The sequence below is a fragment of the Mesorhizobium sp. B2-1-8 genome (genome assembly GCF_006442545.2).
In the GTDB taxonomy this organism is placed as follows: Bacteria; Pseudomonadota; Alphaproteobacteria; order Rhizobiales; family Rhizobiaceae; genus Mesorhizobium.
Genome location: NZ_CP083952.1, coordinates 930,046 through 948,416, shown reverse-complemented (window position 1 = coordinate 948,416; position 18,371 = coordinate 930,046). Strand labels below are relative to the sequence as shown.

General features: G+C 65.6%; 16 protein-coding genes. 8 read left to right on the top strand and 8 right to left on the bottom strand.

Annotated elements, in window-relative coordinates:
* Positions 1 to 358 precede the first annotated feature (358 nt).
* The 3 genes from FJ970_RS04495 (at position 359) to FJ970_RS04480 (ending at position 4,751) form a co-directional block, all read left to right on the top strand.
* A complete protein-coding gene (locus FJ970_RS04495) occupies positions 359 to 1,537 on the top strand; it encodes a M24 family metallopeptidase (protein ID WP_265336214.1) in 1,179 nt (392 codons plus the stop codon).
* 369 nt (positions 1,538 to 1,906) lie between these two features.
* Complete coding sequence (locus tag FJ970_RS04485) at positions 1,907 to 2,845, top strand: MurR/RpiR family transcriptional regulator (protein WP_140762368.1); 939 nt, start codon at positions 1,907 to 1,909, stop codon at positions 2,843 to 2,845.
* Positions 2,846 to 2,960: 115 nt separating this feature from the next.
* Entirely contained in the window at positions 2,961 to 4,751 is a 1,791-nt protein-coding gene (locus FJ970_RS04480; protein WP_140762365.1) for an NAD(P)/FAD-dependent oxidoreductase, read from the top strand.
* Between the two features lie 190 nt (positions 4,752 to 4,941).
* Here the strand turns inward: FJ970_RS04480 and FJ970_RS04475 are convergent, their stop codons facing one another.
* Together FJ970_RS04475 and FJ970_RS04470 are read right to left on the bottom strand one after the other, a co-directional pair.
* Positions 4,942 to 6,177, bottom strand: a complete 1,236-nt coding sequence (locus tag FJ970_RS04475) for an amidohydrolase/deacetylase family metallohydrolase (RefSeq protein WP_140762362.1) — start codon at positions 6,175 to 6,177, stop codon at positions 4,942 to 4,944.
* A gap of 29 nt (positions 6,178 to 6,206) precedes the next feature.
* Positions 6,207 to 6,572 (bottom strand): RidA family protein, encoded by a 366-nt coding sequence (locus FJ970_RS04470; protein ID WP_140762359.1) that lies wholly within the window; start codon positions 6,570 to 6,572, stop codon positions 6,207 to 6,209.
* Positions 6,573 to 6,789: 217 nt separating this feature from the next.
* Here FJ970_RS04470 and FJ970_RS04465 point away from each other — a divergent pair, with 217 nt between their 5' ends.
* Positions 6,790 to 7,275, top strand: coding sequence for a hypothetical protein (locus FJ970_RS04465; RefSeq protein WP_140762356.1), 486 nt, complete (start codon positions 6,790 to 6,792; stop codon positions 7,273 to 7,275).
* 42 nt (positions 7,276 to 7,317) lie between these two features.
* Here the strand turns inward: FJ970_RS04465 and FJ970_RS04460 are convergent, their stop codons facing one another.
* Positions 7,318 to 7,950: a methyltransferase family protein gene (locus FJ970_RS04460; RefSeq protein WP_140762353.1), complete on the bottom strand. Its 633-nt coding sequence runs from the start codon at positions 7,948 to 7,950 to the stop codon at positions 7,318 to 7,320.
* 227 nt (positions 7,951 to 8,177) lie between these two features.
* On the opposite strand from FJ970_RS04460, the gene FJ970_RS04455 reads away from it, so the two are divergent.
* The 3 genes from FJ970_RS04455 to FJ970_RS04445 all read left to right on the top strand — a co-directional run bounded on the left by FJ970_RS04455 (position 8,178) and on the right by FJ970_RS04445 (position 11,250).
* Positions 8,178 to 8,972 (top strand): hypothetical protein, encoded by a 795-nt coding sequence (locus tag FJ970_RS04455; RefSeq protein ID WP_140762350.1) that lies wholly within the window; start codon positions 8,178 to 8,180, stop codon positions 8,970 to 8,972.
* A 227-nt stretch (positions 8,973 to 9,199) separates the two neighbouring features.
* Positions 9,200 to 9,883: a winged helix-turn-helix domain-containing protein gene (locus FJ970_RS04450; RefSeq protein ID WP_140762347.1), complete on the top strand. Its 684-nt coding sequence runs from the start codon at positions 9,200 to 9,202 to the stop codon at positions 9,881 to 9,883.
* Positions 9,880 to 11,250, top strand: coding sequence for a sensor histidine kinase (locus FJ970_RS04445; protein ID WP_140762344.1), 1,371 nt, complete (start codon positions 9,880 to 9,882; stop codon positions 11,248 to 11,250). Before FJ970_RS04450 ends, FJ970_RS04445 begins: the two co-directional genes overlap by 4 nt.
* Before the next feature lie 67 nt (positions 11,251 to 11,317).
* On the opposite strand, the gene FJ970_RS04440 is transcribed toward FJ970_RS04445, so the two are convergent.
* A complete protein-coding gene (locus tag FJ970_RS04440) occupies positions 11,318 to 11,746 on the bottom strand; it encodes an Lrp/AsnC family transcriptional regulator (RefSeq protein WP_140762341.1) in 429 nt (142 codons plus the stop codon).
* Between the two features lie 121 nt (positions 11,747 to 11,867).
* On the opposite strand from FJ970_RS04440, the gene FJ970_RS04435 reads away from it, so the two are divergent.
* Positions 11,868 to 12,971, top strand: a complete 1,104-nt coding sequence (locus FJ970_RS04435; protein WP_140762338.1) for a saccharopine dehydrogenase family protein — start codon at positions 11,868 to 11,870, stop codon at positions 12,969 to 12,971.
* A 12-nt stretch (positions 12,972 to 12,983) separates the two neighbouring features.
* Here the strand turns inward: FJ970_RS04435 and lpdA are convergent, their stop codons facing one another.
* From lpdA to FJ970_RS04415, 4 genes are all read right to left on the bottom strand, one after another.
* Complete coding sequence (gene lpdA / locus FJ970_RS04430) at positions 12,984 to 14,378, bottom strand: dihydrolipoyl dehydrogenase (protein ID WP_140762336.1); 1,395 nt, start codon at positions 14,376 to 14,378, stop codon at positions 12,984 to 12,986.
* Positions 14,379 to 14,574: 196 nt separating this feature from the next.
* Positions 14,575 to 15,906, bottom strand: a complete 1,332-nt coding sequence (locus tag FJ970_RS04425) for a dihydrolipoamide acetyltransferase family protein (RefSeq protein WP_140762333.1) — start codon at positions 15,904 to 15,906, stop codon at positions 14,575 to 14,577.
* Between the two features lie 11 nt (positions 15,907 to 15,917).
* A complete protein-coding gene (locus FJ970_RS04420; RefSeq protein WP_140762330.1) occupies positions 15,918 to 16,931 on the bottom strand; it encodes an alpha-ketoacid dehydrogenase subunit beta in 1,014 nt (337 codons plus the stop codon).
* A 3-nt stretch (positions 16,932 to 16,934) separates the two neighbouring features.
* Positions 16,935 to 18,167, bottom strand: coding sequence for a 3-methyl-2-oxobutanoate dehydrogenase (2-methylpropanoyl-transferring) subunit alpha (locus FJ970_RS04415; RefSeq protein ID WP_140762328.1), 1,233 nt, complete (start codon positions 18,165 to 18,167; stop codon positions 16,935 to 16,937).
* Positions 18,168 to 18,371: the final 204 nt, after the last annotated feature.

Below are 18,371 nucleotides of genomic sequence, written 5' to 3'. Positions count from 1 at the left end.
CCAACGTTCGTCATCCCGGGGCGGAGCAGCCGCGAAGCGGCGTCGCGAAGACCCTGGGATCCATTCCGTGACCTCGGCCGGGGAATGCAGCGGAGCAGAATTCTGGACCGCTGCGGCGCGCAGAGGTCGCGGCATGGATCCTCGGGTCTGCGCTGCGTCGCTACGCCCCAGGATGGCGAACCGATGGACGTCTCCGCCAGTCTTCCAGGCATGTGGGGGATATCACCAAGCAACCGGCTTGATTGTCCGCACCCGCAATGCTCCGTTGCCGGTTCGCGCATACGGAGAAATTCATGACGGGTTTTGTCAACCGCCAGCGCGCCACGGATTTGATGCAACGCGCCGGCATGGAGCGCTGGTGCTCTGCGCGCCCGAGGCCTTCCATTATGCGACCGGCGCGTCGATCGGCCCGGCCGGCCTGTTCCGTCGCGCCGGCGCCGGCTTCGTCGTCATCCCCGCCAGACAGGACCTGCCGATTGGCGTCGTGGTCGCGGACTTCAACGCGGCGCAGCTGCGGGCCGCGGCGCCCGAAATGCTTGTGCGGTCGCACCCGATCTGGATCGAATCCGCGCCGGTCGAGGCGGAATCTCCCGAGCTTGCCCTGGCGGAGCGCATCGAGGCCGGCCTGGCTTCGCTCGGCCGCGCGCCGGATTTCTCGCGTCCCGCTACTTTCGACCTGGCCGGCTCGGTCCATCAGTTGCAGGCGATGCTCATCGATTTCGGGCTGGAGCGCGCCACGCTCGGCGTCGACCTCGACTTTATTCCCGCCGCCGATTTTGCCGCCATCCAGGCGCTGCTGCCGAACAGCCCCGTCGTCGACGGTTCGCCCGTGCTGGACCGGCTGCGCGCGGTCAAGTTGGAGCGCGAGGTCGACCTCCTGCGGCAAGGCATCCTCCTGTCGGAAGCCGGCCTGGAGCGGCTGCAGGTCGATGCGATGGCCGGCATGCGCCAGGCCGATCTCGTCGCGCTTTACCGGCAAGGCGTCGCCGCGGCGGCGGCGGGCTTGTCTCACCCGGTCATCACGGCCGAATATGTGACGCTGGGCGCCCGGGCCAAGGGGGCCGACGCCAGGGCCGTGGCCGGCGATCCGCTGAAATGCGACATGGTCTGCACCGTCGGCTTCTACGCCTCCGACATGTCGCGCAACTTCACCTTCGGCCCGCCTTCCGCCGATCAGGCCGAACTGCATGCCATCGCCGAGCGCGCCTTCGAGGATGGGCTGGCCGAGCTTGTCCCTGGAAACACGCTTGCCCATGTGCATCGCGTCGCCACCGACAGCCTGGCGCGGCAAGGCCTGCGCTCCTACCGTCGCGGCCATTTCGGCCACGGCGTCGGCCAGTCGGTCTTTTCCGAACAATGGCCGTTCATCGCCGCCGGCAGTAATGTCGTGATCGAGCCAGGCATGGTGCTGGCCTTCGAGATCCCGCTCTACATCGACGGCCTCGCCAGCTTCAATCTCGAGGATCAGTTCCTGATCGCGGCGGATGGGCCGGTCGCCATGAACCGGCTGCCGAGGCGGCTGGAGGTGATTGGGTAGGCAGGGTGGCGCACTTGCGCGCCCATTGCGCGGCAGCGCTCTACGGCGCCCCCCTCTGCCCTGCCGGGCATCTCCCCCTCAAGTGGGGAGATTGCCTGTCGCGACCGCTTTCGCCAATTTTCAACGTTGCGAGAAGAAGAGCCGGCGCCAAAACCGCCAATCTCCCCCCTCGTGGGGGAGATGTCCGGCAGGACAGAGGGGGGCGCCACGGAACTCGGCGGTAGTTGCCGTGGCACGTGAGAAACTAAGCACTCACCGGCGGCCGCCCTTGCGGCACGAGTCGCTTGCGACAGTGGGGGGCGCATGGAACGACAGCGTGCAACCATGATAAGAGGTCGGGTCGAAAACGAGCCAGGGAAGATCGACTTCATGACCGGAGCTGCCAGCCATCCGATCGCGGACGAAGAGGGAGCCAGGGGCGAGCCCGTCCGGCGCATTCCCGACATCATCTCGCTCGTCAAGGATTCCTATGCGGAATTGCGCCCGGCCGAACGCCGCGTCGCCGATGTCGTGCTCGAAAATGTCAAATACGCCGTCGACGCCTCCAATGCGGCGCTGGCCCAGCGCGCCGGCGTCAGCGAGCCGACGGTGACCCGCTTCTGCCGCGCCATCGGCTGCGAGGGCGTGCGCGACTTCAAGCTGAAGCTGGCGCAGAGCCTCGTCGTCGGCGCGCTCTATCTGGACACCTCGCAGGCCAGGGAGGGCGACACCGGCCTGCCGTTCTGGAACGCCGTGTTCGGCGAAGCGCGCCGTGCACTGCGGGAAGCCGAGCGGCAGCTCGATCCGGGTGAGCTGGAAAAGGCGGCCGAGCTGATCGCCCGGGCCCGCCAGGTCACCGTGTTCGGACTCGGCGGCAGCTCTTCGGCGCTGGCGCAGGAAACCCAGTACCGGCTGTTTCGCTACGGCATCTCGATCAGCGCCCAATGCGACCCCTATCTGATGCGCATGACCGCCTCGACACTGAAACCCGGCGACCTGGTGATCGCCATCTCGGCGACCGGTCGCACGCGCGAGGTGATAGAGGCCGTCGAACTCGCCAAGCACTACCGCGCCAACGCTGTTTGCGTGACGGCGCCCGATACCGATCTCGCCCGCGCCTGCGACGTCAGGCTGACGGTTGCCGTGCCCGAGTATCCCGACACGCTGAAGCCGACCGCCTCGCGCTATGCCTTCCTGGCAATGATCGACCTTTTGGCGGTCGCCGCCGCCTACAAGCTCGACGGCCCGGCTCGAGAGACCGTGCGCCGCATCAAATACAACGCCCAGATCCACCGCACGGGGAAGGAAATGGAGCCGCTGGGAGACTAGTCCCTTCTCCCCGTCACTATACGGGGAGAAGGTGCCGGCAGGCGGATGAGGGGCAGCGCCGAGTTCGACGGTTACCGTCCCAATATACAAATTGGACGCATGAAAGAGGCAAGAAATGCTTGAAATGTCACCATCCAAACAGGCGGCCGCTTGGCTTGGTTCCTTTTCGCGGGCGCTTGAATCCGGCGACGTGTCAGCCGCGGCGAACCTGTTCGTCGACGATTGCTACTGGCGCGACCTGCTGACCTTCACCTGGAACGTCACCACCATGGAAGGCCGCGAGGCCATTGCCGACATGTTGAAGTCGACGCTGGCAACGACCAGGCCTGCGGCGTGGCAGCTCACCGGCGAGGCAACCTCCGATGAAGGCACCATCGAGGCCTGGTTCACCTTCGAAACGGCGGTGGCCACGGGACAGGGCATAATGCGCCTGCGCGACGGCCGCTGCCGCACCCTGTTCACGGCGATGACCGAGCTGAAAGGGTTTGAGGAGCGCAAGGGCGCGGCGCGGCCGCTCGGCGTGCGCCACAAGGCCGACCCCGAGCGCGAGACCTGGTCGGAAGCGCGGGCGCGCGAGACGCGCGAGCTTGGCGTCTCGGAGCAGCCCTATTGCCTGGTCATCGGCGGCGGCCAGGGCGGCATCATGCTCGGCGCGCGGCTGCGTCAGCTCGGCGTGCCGACCATCGTCATCGAGAAGAACGCGCGGCCCGGCGATTCCTGGCGCAACCGCTACCGCACGCTCGTGCTGCACGATCCGGTCTGGTACGACCATCTGCCCTACATCCCGTTCCCCGACAATTGGCCCGTCTTCACGCCCAAGGACAAGATGGGCGACTGGTTGGAAATGTACACACGCGTCATGGAGCTGAATTACTGGGTCGCCACCAGGTGCCTCAGCGCCAGTTATGACGAGGCGGAGAAGGTCTGGACCGTGGTGGTCGATCGTGTCGGCCGCCGGATCACGCTGAAGCCGAAGCACATTGTCTTCGCCACCGGCGCCTATGGTCCGCCGCGCAAGATCGAGCTGCCCGGCGCGGATCAGTTCAAGGGCGAGCTGCTGCATTCCAGCCAGTATGCCAGCGGCGATAAATTCCGCGGCAAGAAGGTCGCCGTCATCGGCGCGGCCAGTTCCGGGCACGACGTCTGCGTCGATCTCTGGGAGAGCGGCGCCGACGTCACCATGATCCAGCGCTCGCCGACCACCGTGGTCAAGTCGGACACGCTGATGCAGGTCGGCTTCGAGATCTTCTCCGAGAATGCGCTGTCGCGCGGCATCACCACGGAAAAGGCCGACATGATCGTCGCCTCGACGCCGTTCGCGCTGGTGTCCAAGGGCCAGCGCGCGCTTTACGACGTCATCCGCGCGCGCGACGCGGCTTTCTACGAGCGTCTCGCCGCGTCCGGCTTCGCGCTGGATTTCGGCGACGACGAGACCGGCCTTTTGATGAAGGCCTACCGCACCGGCTCGGGCTATTACATCGACGTCGGCGCGTCCGACCTGATCATCGACGGCAAGATCGGCATCCGCGGCGGCGTCGCGATAAAATCGCTGACAGCGAAAGGCATACTGTTCGAGGACGGCAGCGAACTCAAGGCCGACGCCATCATCGCCTGCACCGGCTACCAGTCGATGAACGAGAACGTGGCCGCTCTCGTCTCGCGCGAGGTCGCCGACAAGGTCGGCCCGTGCTGGGGGCTCGGCTCCGGTGTCAAGGGCGACCCCGGCCCCTGGCAAGGCGAATTGCGCAACATGTGGAAACCGACGGCGCAGGAAGCGCTGTGGTTCCACGGCGGCAACCTGGCGCTGTCGCGCTTCTATTCGAAATATGTCGCGTTGCAGATCAAGGCGCGGATGGAGAGGATTGATACTCCGGTCTACGGGGCGGTCAGCAACGCGCCACGGTGACGCTGCCGATCTCCCCCCTCGTGGGGGAGATGGCCGACAGGCCAGAGGGAGGCGCTTTCCCGCCAGCCTTTCATTTCGATCTTCTTTTGCAGTCGTCGGGTTCTTTGTCGGTCGCAATGTGGGCGAGGTTTGCATTCCGTCGCGCCCCCTCTGCCCTGCCGGGCATCTCCCCCACGAGGGGGGAGATCGGCTAATTATGCCGGTTTCCAAAATGCCGGGCGGCAACCTCGACATGCGTGTGGTTTGCATGCGCTTCGAAACGCTCGGTCTCGCTGACATCGTTCGCCGCTTCGTTCGGCCACCAAGTGCCGCCGATGACGATGCCTTCCGAGACCAGCCGCTGGTCGGCGACCAACGTGGCGCCGACCGCGTCGACGAAGGTGAAGCTGCCCGGACGCTGCCGCAGCACGGCGACATCACCCACCGTGCCGACGGCCAGCGTGCCGAGATCGGGCCGCGCGATCGCCTGCGCCGGCGCTTGCGTCGCCGCGCGCAGAACCTCGACCAGCGGCATGCCGAGCGCCATCAGCTTGGACATGCAGACCAAAATGTCGAAGGCCGGCCCGTCGACGCAGTAGAGATGCACGTCGCTCGAGATGACGTCGGGCGCCAGCCCTTCTGCCAGCATGGCGCGGGCGACGTCGAAATCGAACGAACCCATGCCGTGGCCGAGATCGAAGATGACGCCGCGCTCGCGCGCCAGCCGCATGTCGGGCCGCACCATGCCGGAGGCGAAGACCGGCGCGTTGGGGAACGGCCGGAAGCAATGGGTGAGGATGTCGCCCCGGCGCAGGCGCGGCAGCACTTCGGAGCGGCCGGGCGGCGGCTCGTCTATGTGCGCCATCAGCGGCAGGCCGGCCTTGTCGGCGGCCTCCAGCGCCAGATCCACCGGCGCGATGCCGCTGGTGCCGCCGGCATGCTTGCCGGAGCGGACCTTGACGCCGACGACCACGTCGGCGTGCTCGCGCACCGCCGCCACCACCTCGCGCGGTTCGCAAAGCCGGAGATCGCCGCACTCGCCGACCGACACCGTCTGCGAGAAGCCGAAAATGCCGGCAAAGGAAATGTTGACATAGGCCAGGATACGCACCTTGGAGCGCTCCATGACATGGCGGCGGAAGCCTAGGAAATTGCCCGCTCCCGCGCTGCCGGCGTCGATGAAGGTGGTGGTGCCGCTCTTGGCGGCGAGCCGGTCGGCATCGACGCCGAGCGAAGTGCCGCCCCAATAGACGTGGCTGTGCAGGTCGACGAGGCCGGGCGCGACGATGCAGCCTGTCGCGTCGACGACCTGCGCGGCGCTGGTCGCGGGGATGTCGGCGTCGACAGCGGCGACGCGGCCATTGGCGATGGCGACGTCGCGCGGCGCGTCGATGCCTGACGCCGGATCGATCAGCCGTCCACCTTTCAGCAGGAGGTCGAATTGCATGGAGGTGCCTCCGCCTTGTTACGTCGTCTTCAGGCCGGCCTGTGCGCGACGGCCTCGACTTCGATCTTGATGTCGATCATCAGCCGCGATTCGACCGTGGTGCGCGCCGGCGGATTTTTCGGGAAGTGCCTGGCGTAGACCGCGTTGAAGCCGCCGAAGTCGCGCGCGTCCTCCAGCCAGACGGTGGTCTTGACCACGTCGTCCATCGTGCAGCCGGCGAGCGCCAGTGCGGCCTTCACATTGGCGAGCACCTGCTCGGTCTGTTCCGTGATGCCGCCCTTGACCACGATCCCGTCGCCGCCGACCGGAACCTGGCCCGAGACAAAGACGAAATCGCCGGCCCGCACGGCGGGCGACAGCGGCACATGGGATGTTCCAAAAGTCTGCTTGGGCAAGGGACGGCCTCCTCCGATGACACGGCAGGGCACCGAGGCGCCCGCTTTGGGAGGAGATTTACCGCGATCGGGGCGATCCCGATAGAGGCCTAGTTGGAAAGCAACAGTCTTCGAAATCCATGTTGCTTTATTACAGAAGCGCTTGCATCGTGCGCGCTTGCCGGACGGGCTCGACGCCACGACGGACAGACCCCTTGCGTGACCGGAGACGCCGACGATGACCTTCGACAAGAACCCGTTCCCTTCCGGCGACGCCGACCGCCACGCGCTGTGGGAGATGCTGGTGCGGCGCGACATCGACGCCTTCATCGGCCAGGACTGGTCCATGGTCGAGAACGACTTCGTCGTCGAAAGCTTCTTCGGCATGCACGCGCATTTCCTGGCCAACGCCGACGCCTGGCGGCTGCAGTTCCCGAGACTGGAAATCTATCGCGACGAGTGGTTGCGCCAGGCCAAGGAGACGGCGGCGACCAAATTCGCCGAGCCGCTGCGCCACGCGCTGTTTCGCGTCACCAATCTGCGTGACATCGATGTCGACGGCGACCGCGCCGTGCTGCACAAGAAGTTCGACGGCTCCGTCGCCAAGGCGGATGGCAGCGTCGACCGGCTGAAATGGCAGACGCTGTATTTCTGCAGGAAGGTTGGGGCGAGCTGGAAGATAGCCGGCTTCATCGGCTACATGCCCTATCCGCTAGGCGCCTGACATAGCGCCTTCGTCATCCGCGCAATTCGCCGTGCCGGCCGCTCAGTAGAGCGTGAAGAACGTCGGTAGCAGGCCGCTTTCCCGGAAATACTCGACGAGTTCGATGATCGGGAAGATGGCGAGGAAATAGAGCCCGTCATAGAAGGTGCGCTTCAACGCGCGCGTCGAGAACTGCAGCTCGTCATTGTCGCGGTAGAGCAGTGGGTTCGGCCAGAACCGGGGCGTCGCCTTGATATAGGCTGAATAGGCCGGGCCGAACTTGCCAAGGAGATATTCGGCTTCCTTGCGCGCCGTGACCCGGAAGATGAGGAAGCTGGCAACGCCGAGCGCGGCGGCGGCCACCAGCGAGCCATAGAGCAGGCCAATACCGACCGCGCCGACCGTCGAGAAGAAGTAGAGCGGGTTCTGGCTCATCGAAAACGGTCCCGCCGAAACCAGTTCCTCATTCTTCTTGCCGCCGACATAGAGGATGCTCCACAGCCGGCCCGCGACGCAGGCGAGCACCAGGCAGAAGCCGAGGAATTCGAGCGTCTCATGGCCATTCGAGCCTTCGCTGAGCGCTGGTTTGGTCAGGAACAGCAGCAGCACCGCCAGCGCCGCCGCGACGCGGATGAAAATCAGCCGCTTGCGCTGGACGAAAGCCTTCGAAACCGGCTTGAGGGAGGCGTAGCTCATTGGTGTTTTCCTGGGGCGCTCTGTGCGAGCCCGGCCACTGGGGCGCGCCATTGATGGCGGATACAAGGCGCTCACCCTCTATCAGCGCACCGCGAGGCTTTCGTAAAGGCTTTTTGCGCCGAGCAAAGCCATCCTTACGAATTTGTATGCCACCGGACAGGCTGAAGTGAAGTAGCCTGCCTATTGTCCGGATCGCCGCCACAACAATCGACATCGGGACATCAGCCATGCTCGCGCCCACCACGCTCCCCGCCGCACCAAGCCAAAACCGGGTTCCCGAAGTCACTCTCGATTTCTGGGTGATCAAGCTGATGGCGGTGACCATGGGCGAAACGGCGGCCGACTATCTCGCCGTCAACCTCGGTCTCGGGCTAACCGTCACCTCGCTGATCATGACCGGCGTCCTGATCGTCGCCCTCGTCCTCCAGTTCGCGCAGAAGCGCTACGTGCCGTGGGCCTACTGGCTGGCGGTGGTGCTGATCAGCGTCGTCGGCACCCTGGTCACCGACAACCTCGTCGACACGTTCGGCGTGCGCCTGCAGACCACCACGATTGCCTTCTCGGTGGTGCTCGCGGCGACATTCGCGGTCTGGTACGCCACCGAGCGGACGCTGTCGATCCACACCATCTTCACCACCAGGCGCGAAATCTTCTACTGGCTGGCGATCCTGTTCACCTTCTCGCTCGGCACCGCCGCCGGCGACCTCGTCGCCGAGAGTTTCGACATGGGCTATCTGACCACCGGATTGCTGTTCGGCGGCGTGATCGCGCTCATCGCGCTCGCCTATTATCTCATCAACCTGGACGCCATCCTGGCCTTCTGGCTCGCCTATATCCTGACGCGCCCGCTTGGCGCCTCCTTCGGCGATTGGCTGTCGCAGCCGGCCGAATATGGCGGACTCGGTTTCGGCACCACCTTCACCAGCCTGATCTTCCTCGGCTGCATCATCGCCCTGGTTCTCTACATGACGCTCAGGAAGAAGGCCGATGAGCTCGACGACATGCTGCTGGAGTCGGATTGAGCCGGCACCGAAGTTTCGGCGGTCGCTTGCGTTGAGGCGGCCGATTGGCTGAAACATCCGTCGCTTCGTCATCCACGGGCGGAGCAAGGAGCGTAGTGACGCAGCGCGGACCCGAGGATGACGAAGATGGGAGGCGCTCCGAATTTCCCGCGGCCTGATGCCATCCTAGGAACCAACCCGCGCCGGTGATAGCCTGTCCCGGATATCGAAACTCAACCGGAACAGCGATGCGCCTACTTCTCGTCGAGGACGACCACAGGACGGCGGACTATATCATGCGAGGCCTGACCGAGGCCGGCCATGTCTGCGACCTCCTGCGCAACGGCCATGACGGGCTTTTCGCGGCGACCAGCGGCGGCTACGACGTGATCGTTGCCGACCGGATGATCCCCGGTCTCGACGGCCTGTCCATGGTCAAGGCTGTCCGCGCCGCGGGCGTGCGCACACCAGCGATCTTCCTCACCTCCGTCGGCGGCATCGACGATCGCGTCGAGGGGCTCGAGGCCGGCGGTGACGACTATCTGGTCAAGCCCTTCGCCTTTTCCGAACTGCTTGCCCGCATCAACGCGCTTGGCCGGCGGCCGGCCGCGCAGGAGCAAAGGACGGTCCTGCGGGTTGCGGACCTCGAGATGGACCTGATCATGCGGCGGGTGGTCAGGCGGGGCCAGCCGATCGACTTGCAGCCGAGGGAGTTCAGCCTGCTCGAGGTGCTGATGCGCGGCGAGGGCCGCGTCATCACCCGCACCATGCTTCTGGAACGCGTCTGGGATTTTCATTTCGATCCCAAGACCAGCGTCGTCGAGACCCATATCAGCCGGCTGCGGGCCAAGGTCGACAAGCCGTTCGACACCCAGCTCATCCACACCATCCGCAACACTGGCTACAGCCTGCACGCACCGCTCGCACCATGACAGGAACGTGGGCCCGCCTGCCGCGCAGCACGCCGTTCCGGCTTGCCCTGACGTTCGCCTTCCTGTTCATGCTGGCCTTCATCCTGGCGGGCGCCATCGTCTACCAGATGATGAGCGCCGATCTTGCCGAGCAGCTCGACGACACCGTCAAGGAAACCTACGCCGTCATCGCCTCAACCTATACCGACACCGATCCCAAGGAGCTGGTGGAGACCATTGAGAGCCACTCCTTGCGGAGCCCGAAGAAGGAGCAGCTGTTTTCGCTGACCGACCCAGCCGGCAACCGCCTGGCCGGCAACTTCACCGCCGCGGGACTTCCCGAAGGCTTTTCGATGTTCGGCGCCGAAATGCCCGGCCTGCCCGCGGGGACCGAATACCGCGCCTATTCCGGTTCGCTCGGCGCCAACACACTGACCATCGCCTTCAGCCTCTCCGAGACGAAGGAGCTGGAGGCGATCATGCTGATGAGCTTCGGCTGGGCGACCCTGATCATCACCGGCCTGGCCGTCACCGGTGGCGCCCTGCTCGCCTCGCGCGTCCAGCGCCGTCTCGACGGCATCGCCGCCACGATGGTAGACGTTTCGCACGGCAGGCTGGATACCCGCATCCCGCTGACCGGCAAGGGCGACGACATCGACATCGTCTCCAGCCAGGTCAACGCCGCGCTCGACCGCCTGTCGGCGCTGGTCGAAGGCATGAAGCAGGTCAGCGCCGACATAGCGCACGATTTGAAGACGCCGCTCAACCGCCTGCAGATGATCCTGGAGGGCGCCGCCGACAAAGCCGCGCGGCACCAGGACGTCTCCGACGATCTGGCCGACGCGCGCATGGAGGGCCACCAGATCAACGAGACCTTCGATGCGCTGCTGCGGATCGCGCAGATCGAGGCCGGCGCGCGCAAGGCGCGCTTCACCGATGTCGATCTCGGCGAGATCCTGCGGACCATCGCCGAAATCTACACCGACGTGGCCGAGGACGATGGCAAGTCGCTGTCACCGCCGCGGCTGGAGGAGACGACCGGCCGGATCCATGGTGACCGCGAACTGTTGACGCAGATGGTCGCCAATCTGGTGGAGAACACGCTGCGCCATTGCCCGCCCGGCACCTCGATCAAACTGTCGGTGACGCGTCAGGGCGACCGCGTCCTTGCCTGCGTCGCCGACAACGGACCCGGCATTCCCGCCGGCGAGCGCGAAAAAGTGTTTCAGCGGCTCTACCGGCTGGACCACAGCCGATCGACGCCAGGCAGCGGTCTCGGCCTCAGCCTCGTCCGGGCCATCGCAGACCTGCACGGCGCGACCATCACACTCGAGGATTGTAAGCCTGGGCTGGCCGTGGCGGTGAGTTTTCCGCTGGCAATGGATTGACTTCAGAAACTGGCGAGAGCCGGCATAACGGCCAATCTCCCCCCTTGCGGGGGAGATCGCTGTTACGTCACCGCTCGATCCGCGTCGACAGGATGATCGATGACGCGGTTCGTTCGACCCCGTCCATGGCGCCGATCCGGTCGAGCAGCGTGTCGAGGTCGCGGATGGACGGCGCGTCGACGATGACGATCATGTCGAAATTGCCGCTGACGGAGTGCAGCGTCCGCACGGGCGGCAGCGCCTGCAGCGCGCGCACCACTTTGTCGGCGAGCTTGGGCGTGACGGTGAGCAGCACATGCGCCCTGACCAGCCCCTGCTCGTAGTCCGGCGCCAGTCTGACGCCATAACCCGTGATGATGCCGCGCTGCTCCAGCCGCTCGATCCGGCTTTGCACCGTCGTGCGCGACACGCCGAGCTGCCTCGCCAGTTCGGCCGTCGAGGCGCGTGCGTTGGCGCGCAGCAGCGAAAGCAGGGCCTGTTCGGCGTCACTGAGCATTTCGACGAATCCATTCGGCAAATCGACAAAAGATAGGGTTCACTTTGCAGAATTCCACGCTTCCTTTCGCCAGGCAAGCTGCGATGATTCCGGCAAACGCAGATGGCAGGAGTATTTGACCATGAATAACATCGTTATCGTCGGGGCCGGCAAGATCGGCTCGACCATCGCCGAAATGCTCGCTGAAACGGGCGACTACCACGTCACCCTCGTCGACCGCTCGGCCGCGCAGCTCACTGCCGCCGAGGTGCCTGACGGCGTCGAGACGCTCGAACTCGACATCGCGGCGGTTGGCGCGCTTGAAGCCGCGCTCGCCGGCAAGTTCGCCGTGCTGAGCGCCGCCCCCTTCCACCTCACCACGCGCATCGCCGAGGCGGCCGCCAGCGCCGGCGTGCATTATCTCGATCTCACCGAGGATGTCGTCTCGACTAGGCGCGTCAAGGAGCTGGCACGCTCCGCCAAGAGCGCCTTCATCCCGCAATGCGGGCTGGCGCCGGGCTTCATCTCGATCGTCGCCAACGACCTCGCCAGCCGCTTCGACACGCTGGAAAGCGTGCGCATGCGCGTCGGCGCGCTGCCGCAATACCCGTCCAACGCGCTGAACTACAATTTGACCTGGAGCACCGACGGCGTCATCAACGAGTATTGCGAGCCTTGCGAGGCGATCGTCGAGGGCGAACTGGTCGAAGTGCCGCCTCTGGAGGAGCGCGAGGAATTCTCGCTCGACGGCGTCACCTACGAAGCCTTCAACACCTCGGGTGGGCTGGGCACCTTGGCCGAGACGCTGAAAGGCAAGGTGCGCACGCTGAACTACCGCACCATCCGCTATCCCGGCCATGCCGCGATCATGAAGGCGCTGCTCAACGACCTTGGGCTGCGCCATCGCCGCGACGTGCTGAAGGACATTTTCGAAAGCGCCCTGCCGGCAACGCTGCAGGACGTGGTCATCGTCTTCGTCACCGTCTCCGGCCGCAAGAACGGGCGTCTGCTGCAGGAGACCTACGCCAACAAGATCTATTCCCGGCGCGTCGGCCAGACGGTGCGCAGCGCCATCCAGATCACCACGGCTTCCGGAATCTGCGCCGTGCTCGACATGCTGGCCGATGGCTCGCTGCCGGCGACCGGCTTCGTCAAGCAGGAGGATATCGCGCTCGAAGCCTTCCTGGCCAACCGCTTCGGCCGCGCCTATGCCCAACACGAGATGGTTAGCCGGCTGGCGGGCTAAAGAACACCGCGCTCAAATATGCAACGCGTGCCCCAGCGCTTTCAGCGCCGCTTCCTGGAACCCTTCGCCTTGCGTCGGATGCGCATGGATGGTGCCGGCGATGTCCTCCAGCCGCGCGCCCATCTCCAGCGCCAGCCCAAAAGCCGTCGACAGCTCCGACACGCCCTGACCGGCCGCCTGAATGCCGAGCACCAGATGATTGTCCGCACGCGCCACGACGCGGACGAACCCGTCCTCGCCGAGCTTCGTCATGGCGCGGCCATTGGCGGCGAAGGGGAACAGGCCGATCTTGATCTCGCCCCGGGCCTTGGCTTCCTCGGGCGACAGCCCCGCCGTCACCAGCTCGGGATCGGTGAAACAGACGGCGGGGATCGAGCGCTTGTCCCAGCTGCGCTTGTGGCCGGCGACGATCTCGGCGACCATCTCGCCTTGTGCCATCGCCCGGTGCGCCAGCATCGGCTCGCCGGTGACGTCGCCGATGGCGAAGACGCCGCGCATCGAGGTCCGGCATTGGTCGTCGATCCTGATGAACTTTCCCGCCCTGTCGAGATCGATCTGCTCGAGACCCCAGCCCTCGGTCACCGGCTTGCGGCCGACCGTCACCAGGATCTTGTCCACGGCGACCTTGCCGCTCTTGCCGTCCGACGTCTCGACCAGCAGCGCATCGCCTTTTGTCGACAGTCCCTTGGCCTTGGCGCCTGTCATCACCTCGACGCCGAGCGCTGCGAGCCGCTTGACCACCGGCCGGGTCAACTCCGCGTCATACTGCGCCAGCACGCGCGGCAAGGCTTCGACGACGGTAACCTTGGCGCCCATCTTGGCGAAGGCCATGCCGAGTTCGAGGCCGATATAGCCGCCACCGACGACAGCAAGCCTCTTCGGCACTTCGCCCAGCGCCAGAGCCTCGGTGGACGAAATCACCGGGCCACCGAACGGCAGGAACGGCAGTTCGACCGGCGCCGAGCCGGTGGCGATCACGATCGTCTCGGCCCGGATCACCTGGCTGCCGGTCTCGGTCTCGACCTCGACGGTCTTGCCGTCGCGAAAGGTCGCCCAGCCATGCACCGTCTTCACCCCGGCCTTCTTCAGCAGGCCGGCGACGCCGCTGTTGAGCCGGCTGACGATCCCGTCCTTCCAGGCGACGGTCCTGGCCAGATCGAGCGCCGGCGCCGTCACCGAAATACCGAGCGGGCTCTTGCCGCCGGCCATATCAGACACTTTCTCGAACTCTTCCGCGGCATGGATCAGCGCTTTTGAGGGGATGCAGCCGACATTGAGGCAGGTGCCGCCTGGCTTGCCCGCCTCGACGATGACCGTATCGACGCCGAGCTGCCCGGCACGAATGGCGCAGACATACCCGCCCGGACCGGCGCCGATGACGAGCAGCTTGCAGGAGATTTCTTTCATGATGGCACGCTCTTTTTGATGGAGGCCCCCTCATCCGGCCGCTTCGCGGCCACCTTCTCCCCGCTGGGGAGAAGAGACTGGCACAGGCGTCGATAACCTCCTCTCCCCTCGGGGAGAGGTCGGATTGCCCCGAATTGCCTTTGCAATTCGGCTGGCAATCCGGGTGAGGGGGACTTTGCGACCGTTCTCATACCCTCTAATCCACGAAGATCAGCGCCGGCGTTTCCAGCAGCGCCTTGATCCGCTGGATGAACACCGCCGCGTCCCAGCCGTCGATGACCCGGTGGTCGAAGCTCGACGACAGGTTCATCATCTTGCGTGGGACGAACTGCGTGCCGTCCCACAGCGGCCGCACCATCATCTTGTTGACGCCGATGATCGCCACTTCCGGATGATTGATGACCGGAGTGGTCGCGACACCGCCCATGGCGCCGAGCGAGGTGATGGTGATGGTCGAGCCGGACAGCTCGTCACGGGTCGCCGTGCCCGACTTGGCCGCCTCGGCCAGCCTGACGACCTCGGCGCCGCAGTCCCAGATGTCGCGCGCCTCGGCATGCCTCACGACAGGCACCACCAGCCCCGACGGCGTCTGCGCGGCGATGCCGATATGGACGCCGCCATGCTGGTGGATGATGCCGGCCTCGTCGTCGAACAGCGAATTGAGCTGGGGCTGGTCCGCGATCGCCTTGACCATTGCCCGCATCAGGAACGGCAGCAAGGTCAGCTTCGGCCTCTCCGTACTGCCCTTGGCGGCGCGCTTTTCCTTGTTGAGCGCGGCGCGCAATTCCTCGAGCGCCGTGATGTCGATCTCCTCGACATAGGTGATGTGCGGGATGCGCGATTTGGACAGCATCATCTTCTCGGCGATCTTGCGCCGCAAGCCGACCAGTTTGATGTCCTCGATCGCATCGTTGCGGGCGAGACCCGATGCCTTTGCCACTTGCGGCCCGCGCGCCAGGAACGCCTCGATGTCTTCGTGGCCGATGCGGCCGGCCGGGCCGCTGCCTGCGACTTGCCTGAGATCGATGCCGGCCTCTTTCGCGCGCAAGCGTACGGCCGGCGAAGCCAGCGGCTTTTCGCCTTCCGGGCGCGGTGCGCCGGAGGCCGAGGACCGTGCGATGGTCTTGGCGGCAGCCAGCGATGCAGCGGGTTTCACCGGTGCCTCGATGGGTTTTGCTGCCTTGGGCGGCGGTGCGGTTTCGGGCTTCGGGCTCGCCGGCTTGGCGGGCGCTTCAGCCTCGGCGGTTGGTTCCGCTTCTTTGCCGGCAGCCTTCACATTGCCCGCGCCCGCCACCTTCAGCCGTACGATCGGCGAACCGATCGCCACCGTGTCGCCGATCTCGGCGCCCAGCCACAGGATCTCGCCATCGACGGGCGACGGGATTTCGACCGTCGCCTTGTCGGTCATGACAGCGGCCAGCACGGTGTCCTCGCGCACGATGTCGCCGATCTTCACATGCCATTCGACGAGTTCGGCTTCGGCGACGCCTTCGCCGACATCGGGCAGCTTGATGATGTGTTCGCCCATCTCCGGCCTCTCTAAGCTTCCAATGTTTCTATGAGCGCACGGCCGACGCGCGCGGGCCCCGGAAAATAGTCCCACTCCTGCGCATGCGGATAGGGCGTGTCCCAGCCGGCGACGCGGACCACCGGCGCCTCCAGATGGTAGAAGCAGTTTTCCTGCACCAGCGCCGACAGCTCGGCGCCGAACCCGGAGGTCAGCGTCGCCTCGTGCACGACGACGCAGCGCCCGGTCTTCTTGACCGAGGCCACGATCGTGTCGAGGTCGAGCGGCAGCAACGTCCTGAGGTCGATGATCTCGGCATCGATGCTGGTCTCCTCGGCCGCGGCCTGCGCGACATAGACCATGGTGCCGTAGGCGAGCACAGTGACGGCGGAACCTGCCCTGCGGATCGCCGCCTTGCCGAGCGGCACGGTATAGTGGCCGTCGGCGACCTCGCCGAGTTCGTGCTTCGACCATGGCGTTACCGGCCGGTCGTGATGGCCGTCGAACGGGCCGTTATAGAGCCGCTTCGGCTCAAGGAAGATCACCGGGTCTGGATCCTCGATCGCCGCGATCAAAAGCCCCTTGGCGTCATGCGGGTTGGATGGCACCACCGTCTTCAGGCCAGACACATGGGTGAACAGCGCTTCCGGGCTCTGGCTGTGCGTCTGGCCGCCGAAGATGCCGCCGCCGGTCGGCATGCGCACCACGATCGGGCAGGTGAAATCGCCGTTCGACCGGTAGCGCAGCCTTGCGGCTTCCTGCGTCAGCTGGTCGTAGGCCGGATACATGTAGTCGGCAAACTGAATCTCCACGCACGGCTTCAACCCATAGGCGGCCATGCCGATGGCCGAGCCGACAATGCCGGATTCGTTGATCGGCGCGTCGAAGCAGCGGCTCTTGCCGTACTTGGCCTGCAGGCCGTGAGTGACGCGGAACACGCCGCCGAAGAAGCCGACATCCTCGCCGAACACGACGACTTTGCCGTCGCGCTCCATCGACACGTCCATGGCATCGCGGATAGCCTCGATCATGGTCCGCCTTGGCATGGCTCAGACTCCCGCCTGCTGGCGCTGGCGCCTGAGATGCGGCGGCATCTCGGCATAGAGGCCCTCGAACATGTCGCGCGTCGACGGCTTGCCGCCGGCATGCAGCGTGCCGTGGCTTTCCGCCTCCTTCTGCGCCGCGATGACCGTATCGAGGATTTCCGCCTCGGCCTGCGCGTGCCGCTCGTCCGACCAGACGCCGAGCTTGATGAGATGGTTCTTCAGCCGCACGACCGGATCGCCGAGCGGCCAGGCGTCGGACTCCGTCTTTGGCCGGTAGGCGGAGGGATCGTCCGAACTCGAATGGGCGCCGGCGCGGTAGGTGACATATTCGACCAGCGTCGGCCCGAGATTGTCGCGCGCCCTGGTCGCCGCCCATTTGGCCACGGCGTGCACGGCGAGATAGTCGTTGCCGTCGACGCGCAGCGACGGGATGCCGAAGCCGAGACCCCGCGCCGCGAAGGTGCCCGAGCCACCGCGCGCAATGCCCTGGAAAGTCGAGATCGCCCATTGGTTGTTGACGACATTGAGCACGACCGGCGCCTTGTAGGTGGAGGCGAACACCAGAGCCGAATGGAAGTCGGACTCCGCCGTCGAGCCGTCGCCGATCCAGGCTGCGGCGATGCGCGAATCGTTCGAGATCGCCGAGGCCATCGCCCAGCCGACCGCCTGGATATACTGCGTCGCCAGATTGCCCGATATCGAGAAGAAGCCGTGCTCTTTCGACGAATACATGATCGGCAGCTGCCGGCCCTTCAGCGGATCGGCCTCGTTGGAGTAGATCTGGTTCATCATCGTGACCATCGGATAGCCGTCGGCGATCAGCAGCCCGGCCTGGCGATAGGTCGGGAAGTTCATGTCGCCCGGGGCAAGCGCCTTGCGGAAGGCGCAGCTCACCGCTTCTTCGCCCAGATGCTGCATGTAGAAAGAGGTCTTGCCTTGCCGCTGCGCCATCTGCATGCGCGCGTCGAAGGTGCGCAGCGTCATCATGTTGCGCAGGCCTTCCAGCAGCTCCTCGCTGGAAAGCAGCCCGGCCCACGGCCCGACGGCTTCGCCGTTGCGGTTCAGCACGCGGATGATCGAAAACGCCATGTCGCGGATGGTGCGCGGATCGACATCGATGTCGGGGCGCGGCACCGAGCCGGCCTGGGCGATGGTCACGTTGGAGAAATCAGGCGTGCCGCCCGGCCGCACTTCCGGCTCCGGAACGTGAAACCGCAACATCCCAGCATCGGCCATGACCTCAACTCCTCCAATGTTGCCTGATGCGGATATTTGCACATCCGCGCGTCCAGGGCGAATTCGTCGGGCGGGCCTCTTGCGCTTCGGTTCCGGCCGCGCCGGCCGATCCCAGCCTCCCGCGCTCAGGATGAAGATATGTCCGCGAAATTTCTTGTCGATGTTGAGCGGCGGCACGCAATTTGGCGCAAGGTTCTGGGCAGG

Excerpts from the sequence above, each read along its gene's own strand:
- FJ970_RS04485 (WP_140762368.1), top strand. The coding sequence starts at position 1,907 with ATGACCGGAGCTGCCAGCCATCCGATCGCGGACGAAGAGGGAGCCAGG.
- FJ970_RS04480 (WP_140762365.1), top strand. The coding sequence starts at position 2,961 with ATGCTTGAAATGTCACCATCCAAACAGGCGGCCGCTTGGCTTGGTTCC.
- FJ970_RS04475 (WP_140762362.1), bottom strand. The coding sequence starts at position 6,177 with ATGCAATTCGACCTCCTGCTGAAAGGTGGACGGCTGATCGATCCGGCG.
- FJ970_RS04465 (WP_140762356.1), top strand. The coding sequence starts at position 6,790 with ATGACCTTCGACAAGAACCCGTTCCCTTCCGGCGACGCCGACCGCCAC.
- FJ970_RS04460 (WP_140762353.1), bottom strand. The coding sequence starts at position 7,950 with ATGAGCTACGCCTCCCTCAAGCCGGTTTCGAAGGCTTTCGTCCAGCGC.
- FJ970_RS04455 (WP_140762350.1), top strand. The coding sequence starts at position 8,178 with ATGCTCGCGCCCACCACGCTCCCCGCCGCACCAAGCCAAAACCGGGTT.
- FJ970_RS04450 (WP_140762347.1), top strand. The coding sequence starts at position 9,200 with ATGCGCCTACTTCTCGTCGAGGACGACCACAGGACGGCGGACTATATC.
- FJ970_RS04445 (WP_140762344.1), top strand. The coding sequence starts at position 9,880 with ATGACAGGAACGTGGGCCCGCCTGCCGCGCAGCACGCCGTTCCGGCTT.
- FJ970_RS04440 (WP_140762341.1), bottom strand. The coding sequence starts at position 11,746 with ATGCTCAGTGACGCCGAACAGGCCCTGCTTTCGCTGCTGCGCGCCAAC.
- FJ970_RS04435 (WP_140762338.1), top strand. The coding sequence starts at position 11,868 with ATGAATAACATCGTTATCGTCGGGGCCGGCAAGATCGGCTCGACCATC.
- lpdA (WP_140762336.1), bottom strand. The coding sequence starts at position 14,378 with ATGAAAGAAATCTCCTGCAAGCTGCTCGTCATCGGCGCCGGTCCGGGC.
- FJ970_RS04425 (WP_140762333.1), bottom strand. The coding sequence starts at position 15,906 with ATGGGCGAACACATCATCAAGCTGCCCGATGTCGGCGAAGGCGTCGCC.
- FJ970_RS04420 (WP_140762330.1), bottom strand. The coding sequence starts at position 16,931 with ATGCCAAGGCGGACCATGATCGAGGCTATCCGCGATGCCATGGACGTG.
- FJ970_RS04415 (WP_140762328.1), bottom strand. The coding sequence starts at position 18,167 with ATGGCCGATGCTGGGATGTTGCGGTTTCACGTTCCGGAGCCGGAAGTG.